Origin of the sequence: Vibrio sp. V42_P2S4T144 (assembly GCF_009904715.1) — a bacterium.
GTDB lineage: Bacteria > Pseudomonadota > Gammaproteobacteria > Enterobacterales > Vibrionaceae > Vibrio > Vibrio alginolyticus.
In genome coordinates, this window is sequence record NZ_WXWS01000313.1 from 1 (window position 1) to 15,272 (window position 15,272).

At 45.3% G+C, this 15,272-nt stretch carries 14 protein-coding genes; 4 read left to right on the forward strand and 10 right to left on the reverse strand.

What is annotated here, in order from left to right; genetic code table 11:
- The first annotated feature begins 145 nt into the window (after nt 1–145).
- The 4 genes from speA to CAG68_RS10755 all read left to right on the forward strand — a co-directional run bounded on the left by speA (nt 146) and on the right by CAG68_RS10755 (nt 7,070).
- Nucleotides 146–2,056 (forward strand): arginine decarboxylase, encoded by a 1,911-nt coding sequence (gene speA / locus CAG68_RS10740; protein ID WP_161441133.1) that lies wholly within the window; start codon nt 146–148, stop codon nt 2,054–2,056.
- Between the two features lies 1 nt (nt 2,057).
- Nucleotides 2,058–2,978 (forward strand): agmatinase, encoded by a 921-nt coding sequence (gene speB, locus CAG68_RS10745; protein WP_053307121.1) that lies wholly within the window; start codon nt 2,058–2,060, stop codon nt 2,976–2,978.
- A gap of 409 nt (nt 2,979–3,387) precedes the next feature.
- Nucleotides 3,388–4,593 (forward strand): multidrug efflux MFS transporter EmrD, encoded by a 1,206-nt coding sequence (gene emrD / locus CAG68_RS10750; protein WP_005374234.1) that lies wholly within the window; start codon nt 3,388–3,390, stop codon nt 4,591–4,593.
- A gap of 311 nt (nt 4,594–4,904) precedes the next feature.
- Nucleotides 4,905–7,070, forward strand: coding sequence for a S9 family peptidase (locus CAG68_RS10755; RefSeq protein WP_161441131.1), 2,166 nt, complete (start codon nt 4,905–4,907; stop codon nt 7,068–7,070).
- 216 nt (nt 7,071–7,286) lie between these two features.
- Here the strand turns inward: CAG68_RS10755 and CAG68_RS10760 are convergent, their stop codons facing one another.
- The 10 genes from CAG68_RS10760 to CAG68_RS10805 form a co-directional block, all read right to left on the reverse strand.
- Nucleotides 7,287–8,336: a porin gene (locus CAG68_RS10760; RefSeq protein WP_005374238.1), complete on the reverse strand. Its 1,050-nt coding sequence runs from the start codon at nt 8,334–8,336 to the stop codon at nt 7,287–7,289.
- A 215-nt stretch (nt 8,337–8,551) separates the two neighbouring features.
- Nucleotides 8,552–9,421: a metal ABC transporter solute-binding protein, Zn/Mn family gene (locus tag CAG68_RS10765; RefSeq protein WP_064354477.1), complete on the reverse strand. Its 870-nt coding sequence runs from the start codon at nt 9,419–9,421 to the stop codon at nt 8,552–8,554.
- Nucleotides 9,422–9,443: 22 nt separating this feature from the next.
- Nucleotides 9,444–10,319, reverse strand: coding sequence for a metal ABC transporter permease (locus CAG68_RS10770; RefSeq protein WP_005374244.1), 876 nt, complete (start codon nt 10,317–10,319; stop codon nt 9,444–9,446).
- Complete coding sequence (locus tag CAG68_RS10775; RefSeq protein ID WP_064354476.1) at nt 10,319–11,047, reverse strand: metal ABC transporter ATP-binding protein; 729 nt, start codon at nt 11,045–11,047, stop codon at nt 10,319–10,321. Before CAG68_RS10775 ends, CAG68_RS10770 begins: the two co-directional genes overlap by 1 nt.
- Entirely contained in the window at nt 11,047–11,973 is a 927-nt protein-coding gene (locus tag CAG68_RS10780; protein WP_005374249.1) for a metal ABC transporter solute-binding protein, Zn/Mn family, read from the reverse strand. Before CAG68_RS10780 ends, CAG68_RS10775 begins: the two co-directional genes overlap by 1 nt.
- A gap of 22 nt (nt 11,974–11,995) precedes the next feature.
- Nucleotides 11,996–12,547: a DUF6162 family protein gene (locus CAG68_RS10785; RefSeq protein ID WP_005374250.1), complete on the reverse strand. Its 552-nt coding sequence runs from the start codon at nt 12,545–12,547 to the stop codon at nt 11,996–11,998.
- Nucleotides 12,544–12,864, reverse strand: a complete 321-nt coding sequence (locus CAG68_RS10790) for a hypothetical protein (protein WP_005374251.1) — start codon at nt 12,862–12,864, stop codon at nt 12,544–12,546. Before CAG68_RS10790 ends, CAG68_RS10785 begins: the two co-directional genes overlap by 4 nt.
- 42 nt (nt 12,865–12,906) lie before the next feature.
- Nucleotides 12,907–13,737, reverse strand: a complete 831-nt coding sequence (locus CAG68_RS10795; RefSeq protein ID WP_005374252.1) for a DUF4198 domain-containing protein — start codon at nt 13,735–13,737, stop codon at nt 12,907–12,909.
- Between the two features lie 15 nt (nt 13,738–13,752).
- Nucleotides 13,753–14,292 carry a DUF2271 domain-containing protein gene (locus tag CAG68_RS10800; protein ID WP_017635538.1) on the reverse strand — a complete coding sequence of 180 codons (540 nt, stop codon included), beginning with the start codon at nt 14,290–14,292 and terminating at the stop codon, nt 13,753–13,755.
- Between the two features lie 21 nt (nt 14,293–14,313).
- On the reverse strand, nt 14,314–14,943 hold the full coding sequence (locus CAG68_RS10805; protein WP_161441132.1) for a PepSY-associated TM helix domain-containing protein: 630 nt from the start codon (nt 14,941–14,943) through the stop codon (nt 14,314–14,316).
- Nucleotides 14,944–15,272: the final 329 nt, after the last annotated feature.

Sequence of the window (15,272 nt, forward strand, 5' to 3'; positions counted from 1 at the left end):
TCATTAGACTCAAGGGCCCTTTTATCCGTTAATGCGCGCACACGGAGTTCGTGTCAGGGTATGAGGTAAATACCTCATGATTTGCTTTTTTGTACTTTTCCTTCTAATTAATTAAGGAGTTAAGTACATTTTTGTGAGAATCGAGTTGGAAAAAGCAACTAAATTAGACCGCATCCGCGCGGACTACAACGTTCACTACTGGAGCCAAGGTTTCTACGGCATTGATGACCAAGGCGAAGTATATGTATCACCACGTAGTGATCGTGCACATCAAATCCCTTTCAGCGCTATTGTAAATGAGCTAGAAGCGAAGCAGTTAAATCTGCCTGTATTAGTACGCTTCCCGCAAATCGTGCACCAACGTGTGCATGGTATTTGCCACGCATTCAACCAAGCAATTGAAGAATACCAATATCCAAACAAATACTTGTTGGTGTACCCAATTAAAGTAAACCAACAACGTGAAGTGGTGGATGAAATTCTAGCGAGCCAAGCTCAACTAGAAACCAAGCAGCTTGGTCTTGAAGCGGGTAGCAAGCCAGAATTGTTGGCGGTACTTGCATTGGCTCAACAAGGTAGCTCCGTGATCGTGTGTAATGGCTACAAAGACCGTGAGTATGTGCGTCTTGCACTGATCGGTGAAAAGCTGGGTCACAAGGTATTCATCGTATTAGAGAAGCTTTCTGAGCTGGATCTGGTACTAGAAGAAGCGAAAAGTTTGGGCGTAAAACCGCGCCTTGGTTTACGCATTCGCCTCGCCTCTCAAGGCGCAGGGAAATGGCAAGCAAGTGGCGGTGAAAAATCGAAGTTTGGTTTATCAGCATCGCAAGTGCTTAGCGTTATTGAACGTCTTAAACGCGAAGGCAACCTAGACGCGATGCAACTGGTTCACTTCCACCTTGGTTCACAGATGGCAAACATCCGTGATGTACGCAATGGTGTGAACGAGTCTGCACGTTTCTACTGCGAACTACGCGCACTCGGTGCAAACATCGAGTACTTCGATGTGGGCGGCGGCTTGGCAGTGGATTATGACGGCACACGCAGCCAATCATCGAATTCGATGAACTACGGACTTGCAGAATACGCACGTAATATCGTCAACACTGTGGGCGATGTGTGTCTGCAATACGAACAACCAATGCCAGTGATCATTTCGGAATCGGGTCGCTCGCTAACAGCGCACCACGCTGTATTGATTTCTAACGTAATTGGTACCGAGTCGTACCTACCGGAAGAAGTACATGAGCTTGATGAGGACGCTCCGCTGTTGCTACAAAACATGTGGCGAAACTGGGAAAACTTACAAGATGGTACAGACGCTCGTGCGTTAATTGAGATTTACAATGATACCCAAAGTGATTTGGCAGAAGTGCACTCTCAATTTGCTACAGGCGTGCTTAACTTGGAACAACGTGCGTGGGCAGAACAATTGTCACTGCGCATTTACTTCGAATTAAGCCGCAAGATGAGCACTAAGAATCGCTTCCACCGTCCGATTCTGGACGAGTTGAGCGAACGTCTTGCGGATAAGTTCTTCGTGAACTTCTCTCTCTTCCAATCTCTACCAGATGCTTGGGGTATTGATCAGGTGTTCCCTGTTCTGCCACTTTCTGGTCTGGGCGAGGCGGAAGAGCGTCGTGCAGTGATGTTGGACATCACATGTGACTCTGATGGCGCGATCGATCACTACGTTGATGGTCAAGGCATCGAGAGCACGCTACCTGTACCAGCTTGGAGCAAAGACAAACCGTACTTAATGGGCTTTTTCCTAGTAGGCGCATACCAAGAAATCCTTGGTGACATGCACAACCTATTTGGTGATACCCACAGTGCTGTAGTCAATGTTGATGAACACGGTCAATTTGAGATCAGTTACATCAACGAAGGTGATAGTGTAGAAGACATGATGCGCTACGTTCATATCGACGTGGATGCGATTCGTGACAATTATAAACAATTGGTTTCACAGCGAGTTGAAGCCAATGAACAAACACAAATCCTAGCAGAACTAGAACAAGGTCTAGCAGGATACACCTATTTAGAGGACTTCTGATATGAATGATTTGTTTACTAAAACTGATTATTCGCTTTACTCCAACTCTATGTCGTTTTTACGTCTGCCGTACATTCGTAACCCGGTATCGGCAGACGCAGACGTTGTGGTGTTGGGAGTCCCTCTGGACATGGCAACATCTGGGCGTCCAGGTGCGCGTATGGGTCCAGATGCAATTCGCCGTGCCTCAGTCAACTTGGCATGGGAAGGTAAGAAGTTCCCGTGGAGCTTCAACGTATTGGATAAACTGAAAGTGATCGACGCAGGTGATCTCGTGTTCGATTGCGGTGATGCGGAAGATTTTACTTACCGCCTTGAAGCGGCAACCAGTGAAATTCTAAAAAGTGGTAAAACCATGTTGGGATTGGGCGGTGACCACTTCATTACGCTACCTATCCTGCGTGCCTATGCGAAGCATCATGGCCAAATGGCGTTGATTCACTTTGATGCTCATACGGACACCTATGCAAATGGCAGTTCATACGACCACGGTACGATGTTCTACCATGCGCCGAAAGAAGGTTTGATCTCAGCGAAGAACTCAATACAAATCGGCATTCGTACGGAATACAAACAGCAAGATCACGGCTTCAATGTGATTAATGCGATGCAAGCGAATGACATGTCGGTGAACGAGATCCTAGAAGAAATTCGTCGCACCGTCGCAGACAAGCCAATATATGTCACTTTTGACATCGACTGCTTAGACCCGGCCTTCGCACCGGGAACTGGTACACCAGTTTGTGGTGGCTTGAACTCAGACAAAGCGCTGAAAATTATTCGTGGTTTAGCCGGCATGAATATCGTGGGTATGGATGTTGTCGAAGTATCGCCTCCATACGACCACAGTGATGTTACCGCACTAGCGGGAGCAACCATCGCACTAGAAATGCTTTACGCATACGCATCTGAGCGCGAATAGACATAATCATTTCTAAGGGAGCTTCGGCTCCCTTTTCTTTCTGATGCCTTCCTCTACCTTTTATTCACTCGTTTCATCTTGAACTCAGATCAACCGAGCAGACGCTTTATTTTTGCACTTTAACCATTAAAACCAGTTACCTATAAGGCTCATTCTATTCACGAAAAGTAAAAGATTTAACGTAATTAGACAAAGAAATGCACCGCTTTTTGAAAACAAAATCGGATTAGTTTTTCTAATTGAAATCATAGATTTTTATCTTGCTCAACTTCACACTTTTCGATTGCTAATTATACAAGCAAGCACTATTATCTCGCGCAAACACCCCCGCAACACAAGAAGTCAGTTGGCACTCTGTAAAAGAGCGCTAAGGGTTTTTACGTCTTAAACTTTTTGGAGAGATACGCAAATGTCTGCTTCGTTTCCATTAGCGAAACTTACCTTTTTAATCGCTATATTGACTGCCGTGGGTCAAATGACCCAGACAATGTACGTGCCTTCAATCGGTCATATGGCGGGCGAGTTTTTGGTATCTGCGTCATCACTTCAAGCTGTGATGGCTTGTTACCTAATCCCATATGGCTTGTCGCAATTTGCGTATGGCACACTATCGGACCGCTTGGGACGCAAACCGATCATCATCGTCGGGCTGCTTATCTACATCGCGGGTACACTGGTAGCATTATTTGCACATCAATTTGAATGGTTCTTGATTGGTAGCTTTATCCAAGGCTTAGGTATTGGCTGCGGCGGTGCGATGTCACGCACTCTGACTCGCGATTGCTTTGAAGGCTCTGATCTACACAGAGCAAACAGCTTAATTAGCATGTGTGTGATTTTCTCACCATTAATGGCACCAGTATTAGGCGGCTACCTAACAGAAGCTTTCGGATGGCGGTCGAGCTACTTGTTCTTAGCGCTATTTGCTATCGCGGTTGTGATCACCATGATGACAAGCATGATGGAGACGCTACCAAAAGAGAAACGCAAATTCGAACCAGTAGCCAAAAGCTACAAACACGTTTTGTCTGACCGTCGCTTTCAAGGCTTTTTGATTTGCCTGGTTGCAACATTCGCTGGTGTGGGTGTATTCGAAGCAGCGGCTGGGGTGTTGTTAGGTGGGGTATTAGAATTACCTGCAACAACGGTAAGTTTGCTGTTTATATTGCCGATCCCAGGTTACTTGGTGGGTGCGGGCTTATCTAGCTACATCGCAAGACGTCGCTCTGAGCGTCGTGCTTTAAACGTAGGCTTGGTCTCTATTTTTGTGGGCTCTGCTATTGTGCTCATCCCAGGCTTGTTTGGTTTGACCACGGCGTTAACGCTGGTTGGAGGCGCAACCGTGTACTTTTTGGGTGCGGGTATTCTCTTCCCAGCAGCAACAACTGGAGCGATTGCGCCATTCCCATACCATGCAGGAACAGCAGGCGCGACATTAGGTGGCATGCAAAACTTGGGGGCAGGTGTCGCAACTTTGCTCGCGTCACTATTTCCAGCGCATAACCAGATGCCTTTGGGCATTTTGATGATGGCAATGTCGGTAATTGCAATGCTTGGGTTAATGTGGGTGAATCGAGCACACAATCACTCAAACGAAGTACCGCAAGTTATCTGATCATTATCAGCTTACTTTCAAAATCCAAAAGGGACACACTCAACAAGTGTGTCCCTTTTTTCATATCACACTATATCGATTTCCCGATGAGAATGATTTAACTTTCGAATTGATATTTGTTAAAAATAACAGCTGCTTACACAATGTGTTTTCAGCGCCCTTCAAATTGAGTATCCAACTCGGAAATATTGAGGATTCTCACTTTTTCGGTATACCCCATAACAAAGAATGGACAACTGAAAACCACTAACAAAATGAAAGCCCAGCCCTCAGGATGAGGCCACTTGGGTGTACAATAAGGATAAAATCAGATGCGTTTCACTTTAACTACGTTGGCCGTCTCGGTCGCGCTTGTCGCCGGATGCAGCAATCAAGGAATCCCCAGCATGACTCAATACTCCCAAACACAGATCGTTGCTCAACAAACTCAAGCTCCGGTTGCGAAAAAAGTCCCTCACGCGATGACTATTCATGGCGATACCCGCGTTGATAACTACTACTGGATGCGTGACGACGAACGTAAAGACCCTGAAATTTTACAGCACCTAGAGACAGAAAATCAGTACGCAGAAACCGTTCTAAAGCACACTGAAACACTTCAAGATACGCTATTTGAAGAAATTAAAGGGCGCATCGCAAAAGACGACCACTCAGTACCGGTTCGTAAAGGCAACTACTTCTACTCCAGTGAAGTGACCGGAGATAACGAGTACGAAGTCCATTTGCGAGCTAAAGACTTTGCAGGCAAAGACAAACAAATCATTTTAGATGTCAATGAACTAGCAAAAGAACATGAATTTTTCAGTATCGGCGGCCTATACGTTAGTCCGAATGAAAACTTATTGGCGTATGGCGAAGATACATTAAGCCGCCGCGTGTACACCCTTAAGATCAAAGACCTGACAACAGGCAATTACCTACAAGATGAAATCGAAGGGGCCTCAAGCGCTGTCGCATGGCAGAACGATAACAACGCCTTTTACTACATCAAAAAAGATCCACAGACCTTATTGGGCTACCAAGTTTATCGTCATGTATTGGGCACACCACAAAGCAGCGATGAGCTGATTTTTGAGGAAACCGACAGCGCCTATTACACCTCACTAAGCAAAAGCAAAGATGGCGAAGATATTTATATCTGGCATTCGAGTACAGAAACCAGTGGGGTCTCTATCATTGATGCGAACAACCCTAAAGCAAAGGCGAAACCGTTCTATCCTCGTGAAGATGGCATTGAATACAGTATTTCTAAGCTAGGCGATTGGTATTACATTTATACTAACTATCAAGCCGTCAACTTCCGTTTGATGAAAGTTCATCAAAATGACATGCATGACCGCTCTAAATGGCAAGATGTGATTGCCGCAGACGACAACACTCAACTTGTCGACTTCGAGTTATTCGATGATCACATCGTCTATGAGCAGCGCTCTAACGGCCTAGCAAGCGTCACTGTACGTCAGCTTTCAACAGGAAAAGAATTCCCCCTCACATTTAATGACGATGCGTTTGCTGCCTATTTGACAGGTAACCTAGAGCTGGATAACGAGAAAGTTCGTATTTATTACAGCAGTTTAACCACTCCAGGAACCTACTACGATTTCGATCTAAAAACGGGCGGGTCAGAAATCATGAAGCAAACACCTGTACTTGGTGATTTTAATCCTGACAATTACCAATCAGAACGCATCATGGTCACAGCCCGTGACGGTAAAGAAGTACCCGTTTCTTTGGTGTATCGTAAAGACTTATTTAAGAAAGATGGTACGAATCCACTCTACCAATATGGTTATGGATCTTATGGCGCAACCATTGAGCCAACTTTCCGCTCGACACGTTTGAGTCTATTGGATCGCGGCTTTGTTTACGCCATTGCTCATATTCGTGGATCTGAAATGCTTGGCCGCCCTTGGTATGAAGACGGTAAAAAACTAACCAAGCAAAACACATTCAACGACTTTATTGATGTGACTAAAGGTTTGGTTGAACAAGGCTACGGCGCGAAAGATAAAGTCTTCGCTGTTGGTGGCTCTGCAGGAGGTCTCTTAATGGGGGCTATCATCAACCAAGCACCAGAACTGTACCGCGGTATCGGTGCACATGTTCCGTTTGTGGACGTGGTAACCACCATGCTCGATGAATCGATTCCATTGACCACCAATGAGTATGATGAATGGGGTAACCCAAATAACAAAACATACTATGACTATATGTTGAGTTACTCGCCTTACGACAACATCAAGGCGCAAAACTACCCGAACATGTTGGTAACGACTGGCTTGCACGACTCTCAAGTACAGTACTTTGAACCAATGAAGTGGGTCGCCAAACTTCGTGAAATGAAGACAGACGATAACGTCTTGTTGTTCAAAACCGATATGGAAGCCGGACACGGCGGCGCATCTGGTCGATTTAAGCGCTTAAAAGAAGATGCGCTAGAGTATGCCTTCTTCCTCGATTTACTCGATAAAAAATAAGCGTATTAATAGAACTGTATCTCTAACAACAAAAAATGCCCGCAAGTTGCGGGCATTTTTTATAGACGCACTCTCTAAACAAAGAGTGGGGTTACCTAAGCACAGAATGACTAGCGTCTCTTATAGCCAAAGGAAAGCAGAAAGAAAAACGCCTACTCACAACGAGTAGGCGTTAACACAATAAATGTGTTTAGGCAGTAGAAACTGGCCTATTTATTAGAAGTAGTAACGAGCACCTAGAGTCCAGTAGTCGTTCTCTTCATTGTTGTAGTCGTTACCTAGGTCAAACTGGTAACCAGCGAAAGTAACGAATGCAGGAGTTACTGCGTACTCTGCTTGTAGCGCAGTTTCGCTTGAAACTGTCTTGTTGTCTTTGTCGTCTTCTACACCTTCGTAGTTAACGCTGAACGTCCAATTGTTGACTCCGTACGCTAGTAGGCCCTCAATCTGAGTAGTTTCTTCACGCATCTCGTAGAAGTATTCGTTCATGCCGTATACAACAGCTGCGTACAGACCAGAGCCATACTCACCGTAATTTACAGAAACAAGGTGTGATTCAGCAGTTTTAGTACCTAGACCAGAATTCTCAACATCACCGCCGCTGTATACGTAGCCTAGACCAAAGCCCGCAACAGAGCCGCTCAGTGCGATTTGACCACGTTGGTCATACTTGCTGCCTTTAGAAACGTATTCTGGAAGACCTGTGTTAGGGTTTTGTTGTAATGATAGGCCTCTATCATCATTTTCACCTTGCCAACCAAGACCTAGGTTGAAAGCAAAACCTTCGCCAAACTCAAAGCTTTTACGGTAGCTGATCATTTTTTCAGCACGACCAGTACCTAGATTGTTGTGATTGTCGTACAAAAAGTCGTTCGCGAACGCGATTGGTAGATCCGCAACGCCAGCGACATCGTAGTACGGAGACCACTGTGTACCTCCCACTAAACGGCCAAACTGCTGGTGGGTCGCGCCGATGTAGCCCAAACGAGTTGAAAACGACTGGCTACCACCATTTAGGTAGTTAAGTGCCCATTCGCCTTTAGCGTCGATAGTGATACCGTTGCCAATGTCTTTCTTGCCCGCAACATTGATACGTGGAGACACTTGGTGAACTTTTACTTCTTCTTCGAAATACTCACCCACGCCAACTGAAACGTGACCGCCGATCGATAAAGATGTACCATCGCTGTTGTAAACTTCTGCTGCGAAGGCCTGTGAACCACATGCTAGTGCCGCCACTGCAACGGCTAGAGTTTTCATTTTCATTGTTAACATCCGTATAGTTGTTTGTACCGGTTCGCTTAGAAACAGATTAAATCCGAATCAATCGCAACGAACACATAACAAAGTAGTAATGAAATAGAAATGAAACAAACACTTTCTTATGCAACCAGTGGTATCAGTGCTCACATTTTGAACTTAATCACAAAAAAATAGGGAACTTTTCATTCCCCATCATAAAATCTGTGGCTTTTTACGTGTCACATCTCCCAACGTGCGAGTGGCTTCTCAGTTTTGATACCGTTACTGCCCCAGCGGTCAATAACATCAATTTGCAGTATGCGGCTCGGTTTAATAAGCGATGTCAAGGTTTTCGACGGTCGTTTATCCGTCACTAACCATAGCGTTTTATCTTGTTCAAGCTGAGCTTTTAAAGATAATTTGTCTTCTTCTGTCCACTCAAGTTCCGGCTTAAATTCGCGCCCAACCACAAACAATTGGTTGCCAGAGGCAAAGTCCTCTAATGACTCACTCATCAGCACCACTGAATCGATGCCTTTATCGAAGATCTCAGCCTGTTGTTGGTTGATCAGTTCACGCACATTTAGCATAAGAGCCTGTTGATTCGTTTGAATCGCCTTTTGGTGTTCAGGATATACACGTTGTAGATCCTCTCCAACAATGCCCGCCATTCGGATTAAGTTTGTAGGGTTCAGCCATGCGTACTTCGATGTTGACCCGTTTTCCAATGTCAGAACTGCAACTCCTTGAGCTCTAGGAGAAATGGCCTGCGATGCATCGATTTCAATCAAGTGAATGTTGCCCTGTCGAGCGTAAACATAAGTCGGGTCTTGTTTCCAAATCGCACCAAGAGTAATAGCAACCGTCGCGGCTTGACCCGCTTGCTTAACTTGCTCTGTACCTTTATTTGCGAACCAGTTCTCAAGACGCTCAACGCCGTAACGCTTTGGAGGCAGATACTGAGTCTCTATCCCTGTACCTTTCATGAGTTGCTCAGACAACATGTACGTGACGGGAGTGCTGGTTAAAATGTCTTTGGCGCTTGCCAACGATGGAAGTGTTGTCGCTATAACCAAACCAAAAGTTATCGCTAATTTTTTTATCTTCATGTTCATTACTTTATAAAAAGGGTTACGCTTTTTGGATAATTCGGTAAACCGTTGCTGTTAGGAAAAATGCCGCAGAAACAATGATGATGGATGCGCCTGATGGCACTGGTAGCTCAAGCTCCATCGGCAGTATGGTTCCTATTAAACACGCAATGGTTGCCAATAAAGAAGAAAGGAGAACAAAACTGCCCATGCGTTTAGTCAATAACCTAGCCGTTGCACCAGGAATCAGTAGCAATGCACCAACCAATACCGCGCCAATAATCTTTACCGCGGCGATGGTGACCAAGGTGATCATCATGACAAACAAGTAATCATAAAAGCTGGTATTAAAGCCGCGTACACGTGCAATATCCGGGCTGATACAAGTTAGCAAAATGCGGTTAAACGTTGGAATAAGAAGCAGTAATATGATCAAACAACTGATCGCTAAAATAAGGATATCGTTGTCCGTCACAGTCAAGATCGAGCCAAACAACACGTTCTCCAACATGTGAATGTTGATCTTGCGAGCAACGTACATTAACAGCGCAGCACCAACCGCTAACGCTAGTGCAAGAAAAACCCCAACCAGTGTGTCGTAAGGTACATTCGTACGATTACGAACAAAGTGAAGCAACAGCGCAAAAATCATACAAAAGCTAAACAATCCGATGATCGGATTCTCTGGCGGCTCACCGAGCAACACACCAATCGCGATTCCGGTAAGCGCAGCGTGCCCAACCGCTTCAGAGAAAAAAGCCAGTCGCTTGGCGATGACTAATGTCCCAAGACCACCAAGTAATGGTCCTAATATCAGCGCTGCTACAATTGCGTTCACCATGAAAGCATAAGAAAAGCTATCGCTTAACCATCCAGCTTCAACGCCGCTAACCGCTAACTCTCGCAACCAATCCATTATGCAGCCTCCACTTTTGCTGTGTAGTGCTTGAATAATGTTTCTATACGATCAGGACTTAGCACATCTGAATGGTGCCCTGACGCCACAATTTGACGATTTACGACATGGACCTGCGCATCTAAACGGCGCACTGCGGTCACGTCATGGTGTACTGCCAGTACCGTTTTGCCTTCTCCAACGACTTCATGAATCAAACCTTCAAGATATCGAACACCTTGCTCATCCATGCCAGTTGTAGGTTCGTCTAAAACCAATAAATTGGGCTCATCCAGTAAAGCTTGCGCAAACAAAACACGCTGTTGCTCACCGCCAGAGAGTTGCCCCATACGACGGTCGCTACGCGTTGCCATACCCACGCGATCCAGCTGGGTCAGGGCATGTTGAGTTTGTTTCGTTTTACGTCGCCAAAATAGAGGGATACGAGTTTGGTTAAGCAGTACAAAATCCATCACGGTTAACGGGAGGCTTGCTTCAAACATCGCTTTTTGTGGCACATACCCTATCTTCCCCGATGCAGCTGATGGTTCTGGCCAATTGAGCGCTATGTTTCCCGAAAATGGCGTGAGTCCAAGTACCGAACGAAGCAAAGAGGTTTTACCACCGCCGTTCGGTCCCATAATCACGTGACATTTCGCGTTCTCGAATTCGGCGCTGATGTTCTGCAAAATGATATTGTCGGCGTATTTTAGGCCCACGTTACTTAAGGAAACGGAAGGTCCAGTCATTACGCCTTTTCCCCTGCTCGCTTACTCGCCACAAATTTCATGGCTTCGATTAGTGTTTCCACATTATCTCGCATCTCAACCTCGACTTTATCAGCCTCATACTCACCGTGAGTCATGTGAGAAAAGCGATAAAGCTGCACCCCAGTCGCCTCTTCGATGGTATCAACAAAGCGATTCGGCATATTGAGCTCATAAAACAGAACATCAATGCCCGATTCACGAATTTTCTCTATCGTTTCCTGTAGCTGGCTTGCACTTGGTTCTACACCATGAGCAGGCTCAATGACAGCGGCAACGTCAACACCAAACTCCTGAAGGATATATCCGTAAGCATTGTGGGTTGTCGCCACCTTCATACCAGCCGTGTCCAACTCACCAAGAGACAACATTGCATCACGCTTCATCAGGCGAAATGTTTTCGCGTATTTACGAGCATTTTGGCGATAGAACGTAGCATTGTCTGGGTCCAGTTGGCTTAGCTCACTCGCGATGGTGTAAACCTTTTGAATGGTTGTTGATAGACCGACAAAGGTGTGAGGGTTCACTGCTCCTTGACCAACAGACTGCCCCATAGCGGGCAATAAAGGCACTTCTTTGTTCGCTTCGATAACCACGAGATCATCACGCTGAGAAGCCTTGATCACTTTCAGTGCAAAATCGTCATGACCAATACCATTGATCACTATTACGTCCATTTCATTTAAGCGCTTAAGATCATTAGGTTGTGGCAAATAGTTGTGAGGATTAAAACCAGCATCAACCAAAGGAACGATGTCCGCCTTCTCACCAACAACGGCTTTAACATAGCTGTAATAAGGTTGAAGCGTAATACCAATACTGAGTTTATCGGCAGCAAAGCCAGTAGAAGACACCGTCAATAACGCGGTGGCTGTAAGAATACGACGTAAAAGAGAGCGTTTGATCATAGTACTTATCAATTATGTTGTCTTAATGGGCGTGAGAATGAGAGGAAGAGTCTGACAGAACGATTTGTTTCCACCCGAAATCGTGGCGTTTAGCTAGATCGCTTAGTCCCTCCACATTTAACGAACGGCTAGAATCATTAAACCAAATATCAGCTTGAGAACTGCGGCTATCCAACAGCATGGAAGCAGAGCCTTGGGCACTGGTCTTCACGCCAATGTAGACACCGTCATCAATTCGTTGCCACTGATGAGAACCTTTACGCTTCCAGTTTTGGTCTTTCACGAACGGAGCAATCCAAAGCACCTCCATATCAGAGATCTCAGGCCAAGTTCCGGTATCTAACTGCAAATCACGAATCTCTTCATGAGCGAGCTTAAGCTCAGCGATCAACCCCAACTCATTTTGATGTAAATCCGTGATTAACACTTGATGAGACTGCATGTCTGGCTTTTCAGTCGCGACCTGATGGTAGGGCATAAGTATGGCTGCTGAACTGAGAATTGCTGCGATTGTCAGTGCGACCCACTTTCCTTCTCGGTTACCATCATCAGGGCGAACTTTCTGTACACTCATTTCTCTTTCAGCTCAACGATATCCACTTCCACCGGGCTTTCATGTCCGGCATCAAATACCAAATAGAAATCTGTTTCAGGGTGAGTAAATTCTGCGATGGAACGCTTATCTGTTTTTTCTTTGGCGATCAGATTGTCGTCGTAATCGTACATTTCGACATCGTAGTCGACCGCTGTCGATCCATCCGAGTAGCCCGCTTCACAAATCACTTTATCTTGCGCCAAGTGACAGCTCATCAGAGGAAAATGTGCAGCAGCGTGAAAGGACGCAAATCCAGAAAAAAGCAAAACAGCTTTTAGAAGAGAAGTGTTATTCATGATAATTCCAAAATGGCCCAGCAATTGCTGAGCCTAATTCGATTAGTTAAGTTGAGTTTCAAACGTAAGATGAACATTGGCACTCGCTTTATCCGCCAATGGATTATCTTTTAATTCACCTTTGTAGTTCGCTTTCATTAAGTAGCGCCCAGCGACTTCTGGCGTGAAGATCACTTTGCCATCTTTATCGCTCACCACATCGATTTGTTCTTGATGGTTTCGGTACATGGTACCTTCACGTGTAATCTCAGCAGTAACGCCCTCTTGTGGCTCTCCGTTAAAGAAAAACTGGAAAGTCACAGGCTCACCTTCAATGATGTCCGATGGATGCGTGATCGGTTTCATCTCCAGCATTTTGCCTTCAATCTCCAACGCTTTGTCCGTTGGCATACCAACCGTAATGTAGCTTTCTGCTCGGGTGTAACTTAGTTGAGTAACCACATCACGCGCTTGCTCAGGAAGCACGTCACCACGCTCAGCTTTGTTTGCTCGCGCCCATTTCACCGTATCACGACGGCCCGCTTTGTATTGTGTGTAGTAGCTCGGCTGATTATTAATCGCGACTTTGTGCGTGCCTTCTTCTGTAAAAAAGAAATCAAACATAGAGCGACGCTTGCCACGAACAACAAAGTTAGGACGCTCAGAGCGGCCATCCGGCATCACCACAAATGCCTGATCACTACCCGCAGGCTTATCAAAAACAAACGTTCCGTGAGAGGCAGTAACATCAAATGTCAGCCAGTCACCGCCTTCTTTAGAAACCGTAAAGTGAGAGGGCAGAACCCAACGTGGATGTGCTTGTGCGGTGGTGGTTACAGCCAATCCCATTGCCATTACACTCGCCAATGCCACTGCTTTCATTTTGGTTTTCATTGTTGTGTCCTTTAATCACTTAACTTGATAATTGACGGTGATGACACCCGTCTCTTGTGTTGGTTTAAGCTCATAGCGCACGTCACTGTCCGCTAGCGTTATTTTTTGACGTAAGTAGTTTCGCCCACCGTGTTCACGAACGACCTCGACGTACAACGTGTAATTTCCTTGTTCCAAACGCTCCCCTGCGTCATTGGTTCCATCCCAGACAAAGCGGTATTGACCAGCAGGACGTGTTGCAGAAGTCACCGCATCAACAAGTTCACGATCATAACGACCCGCTTTTCTCCACCAGCTGCGTAGATCTTTTAACCATTCGTCTTTCCCTACCCATAACTGGATGGTTTTAACCGGTTTACGCTGATCGTTTTCAACCCAAACCGCCACATAAGGGCGTGCATACATTGAGGTATCTATCTTTGGAAGTTCGAGTTCGAAGTCGACCTTCGCGTTATCTGGTAGAGGCGCCGCGGAAAGAGAGAAAGGAGTAAAAGCCGCGATCAAAGCGGCTTTACAAAAGTGATTACGGCGGAAAAATCTTCCTGTGTTCAACATAAGTGTTCTCTAAAAAAGCTGTTATGGAACAGCAACAAAATAAATTACGAGCGACAGTAACGTACCAAAGCTCATCCATTGCATTGACGTTCTGAGCGTCTTCTTCTTAGGCAGTAACAAGCACACGCCTGTAAGAACAAAAAACACCATCAAAAGCGCAGTGACGTCGATAAACCACTTCCAAATCCCACCACTGTTGCGTCCTTTATGTAGATCGTTCAGCAGCGCAACAATACCGTAGTGCGTCGTTTCGACGTCTGCTGCACCAGTAGTCATATCAATAAAGACCGTAGCGTTATAACCCGGGCCTTTAAAATCCATAGAAAGCTCTCCGAGTAACAACTCATCTTGCTCAACTTCGGTATACACATCTAGTGCGGAGGGAGTGCCGCGAAGCTCGGTTTCTTTAGTCAAGAAAGCCACCAGCCCTTCACGATTAGGTTGAAAGGTATCTGAATGTGAGAATAGAACTGAGTGCGGAACCGTCAGAGTATGTTGTTGAATGATAGGTTCACTGCGTTCAAACAATTCGGGGCGATTGAGGGTAATACCAGTTACTGCAAAAAACAGCGTAACTAAGAGAAGAGCCATCGAAATATAGATATGTAGGCGGCGAGCCCAAGTTTGAACACCTTTGCTTTTAAGCAACATAGAAACAATCATCACCAATAAATGTGGGGCATAATTTAGGTGATAATCATTCGTATTGGCATTTAATTTACATTGTTTACTTTTTCAATTCAGCTTGGCTTGCACGTGTTTTAGCTATTTGGGCCAATGCGAGTTACCGATTGCCTACCCTCTAGATAATAACCCTATCAATTTTAATGACTCAAAATTTAATGATATTTCCAATACTAAAAAGTGGGATAGACTCCACCAAAATGCGCCTTTATGTATATTTAATGAAAAGCTTAAAAGCTATCCATAAACTAGATAAAAAAGGTAAGCTAAGAAGTTAGTGTAGGGTTAGATAGAGA

Excerpts from the sequence above, each read along its gene's own strand:
- CAG68_RS10775 (WP_064354476.1), bottom strand. The coding sequence starts at position 11,047 with ATGACTGGACCTTCCGTTTCCTTAAGTAACGTGGGCCTAAAATACGCC.
- CAG68_RS10785 (WP_005374250.1), bottom strand. The coding sequence starts at position 12,547 with ATGAGTGTACAGAAAGTTCGCCCTGATGATGGTAACCGAGAAGGAAAG.
- CAG68_RS10800 (WP_017635538.1), bottom strand. The coding sequence starts at position 14,292 with ATGTTGAACACAGGAAGATTTTTCCGCCGTAATCACTTTTGTAAAGCC.
- CAG68_RS10755 (WP_161441131.1), top strand. The coding sequence starts at position 4,905 with ATGCGTTTCACTTTAACTACGTTGGCCGTCTCGGTCGCGCTTGTCGCC.
- CAG68_RS10760 (WP_005374238.1), bottom strand. The coding sequence starts at position 8,336 with ATGAAAATGAAAACTCTAGCCGTTGCAGTGGCGGCACTAGCATGTGGT.
- speB (WP_053307121.1), top strand. The coding sequence starts at position 2,058 with ATGAATGATTTGTTTACTAAAACTGATTATTCGCTTTACTCCAACTCT.
- CAG68_RS10765 (WP_064354477.1), bottom strand. The coding sequence starts at position 9,421 with ATGAAGATAAAAAAATTAGCGATAACTTTTGGTTTGGTTATAGCGACA.
- CAG68_RS10795 (WP_005374252.1), bottom strand. The coding sequence starts at position 13,737 with ATGAAAACCAAAATGAAAGCAGTGGCATTGGCGAGTGTAATGGCAATG.
- emrD (WP_005374234.1), top strand. The coding sequence starts at position 3,388 with ATGTCTGCTTCGTTTCCATTAGCGAAACTTACCTTTTTAATCGCTATA.
- CAG68_RS10790 (WP_005374251.1), bottom strand. The coding sequence starts at position 12,864 with ATGAATAACACTTCTCTTCTAAAAGCTGTTTTGCTTTTTTCTGGATTT.
- CAG68_RS10770 (WP_005374244.1), bottom strand. The coding sequence starts at position 10,319 with ATGGATTGGTTGCGAGAGTTAGCGGTTAGCGGCGTTGAAGCTGGATGG.
- CAG68_RS10805 (WP_161441132.1), bottom strand. The coding sequence starts at position 14,943 with ATGTTGCTTAAAAGCAAAGGTGTTCAAACTTGGGCTCGCCGCCTACAT.
- CAG68_RS10780 (WP_005374249.1), bottom strand. The coding sequence starts at position 11,973 with ATGATCAAACGCTCTCTTTTACGTCGTATTCTTACAGCCACCGCGTTA.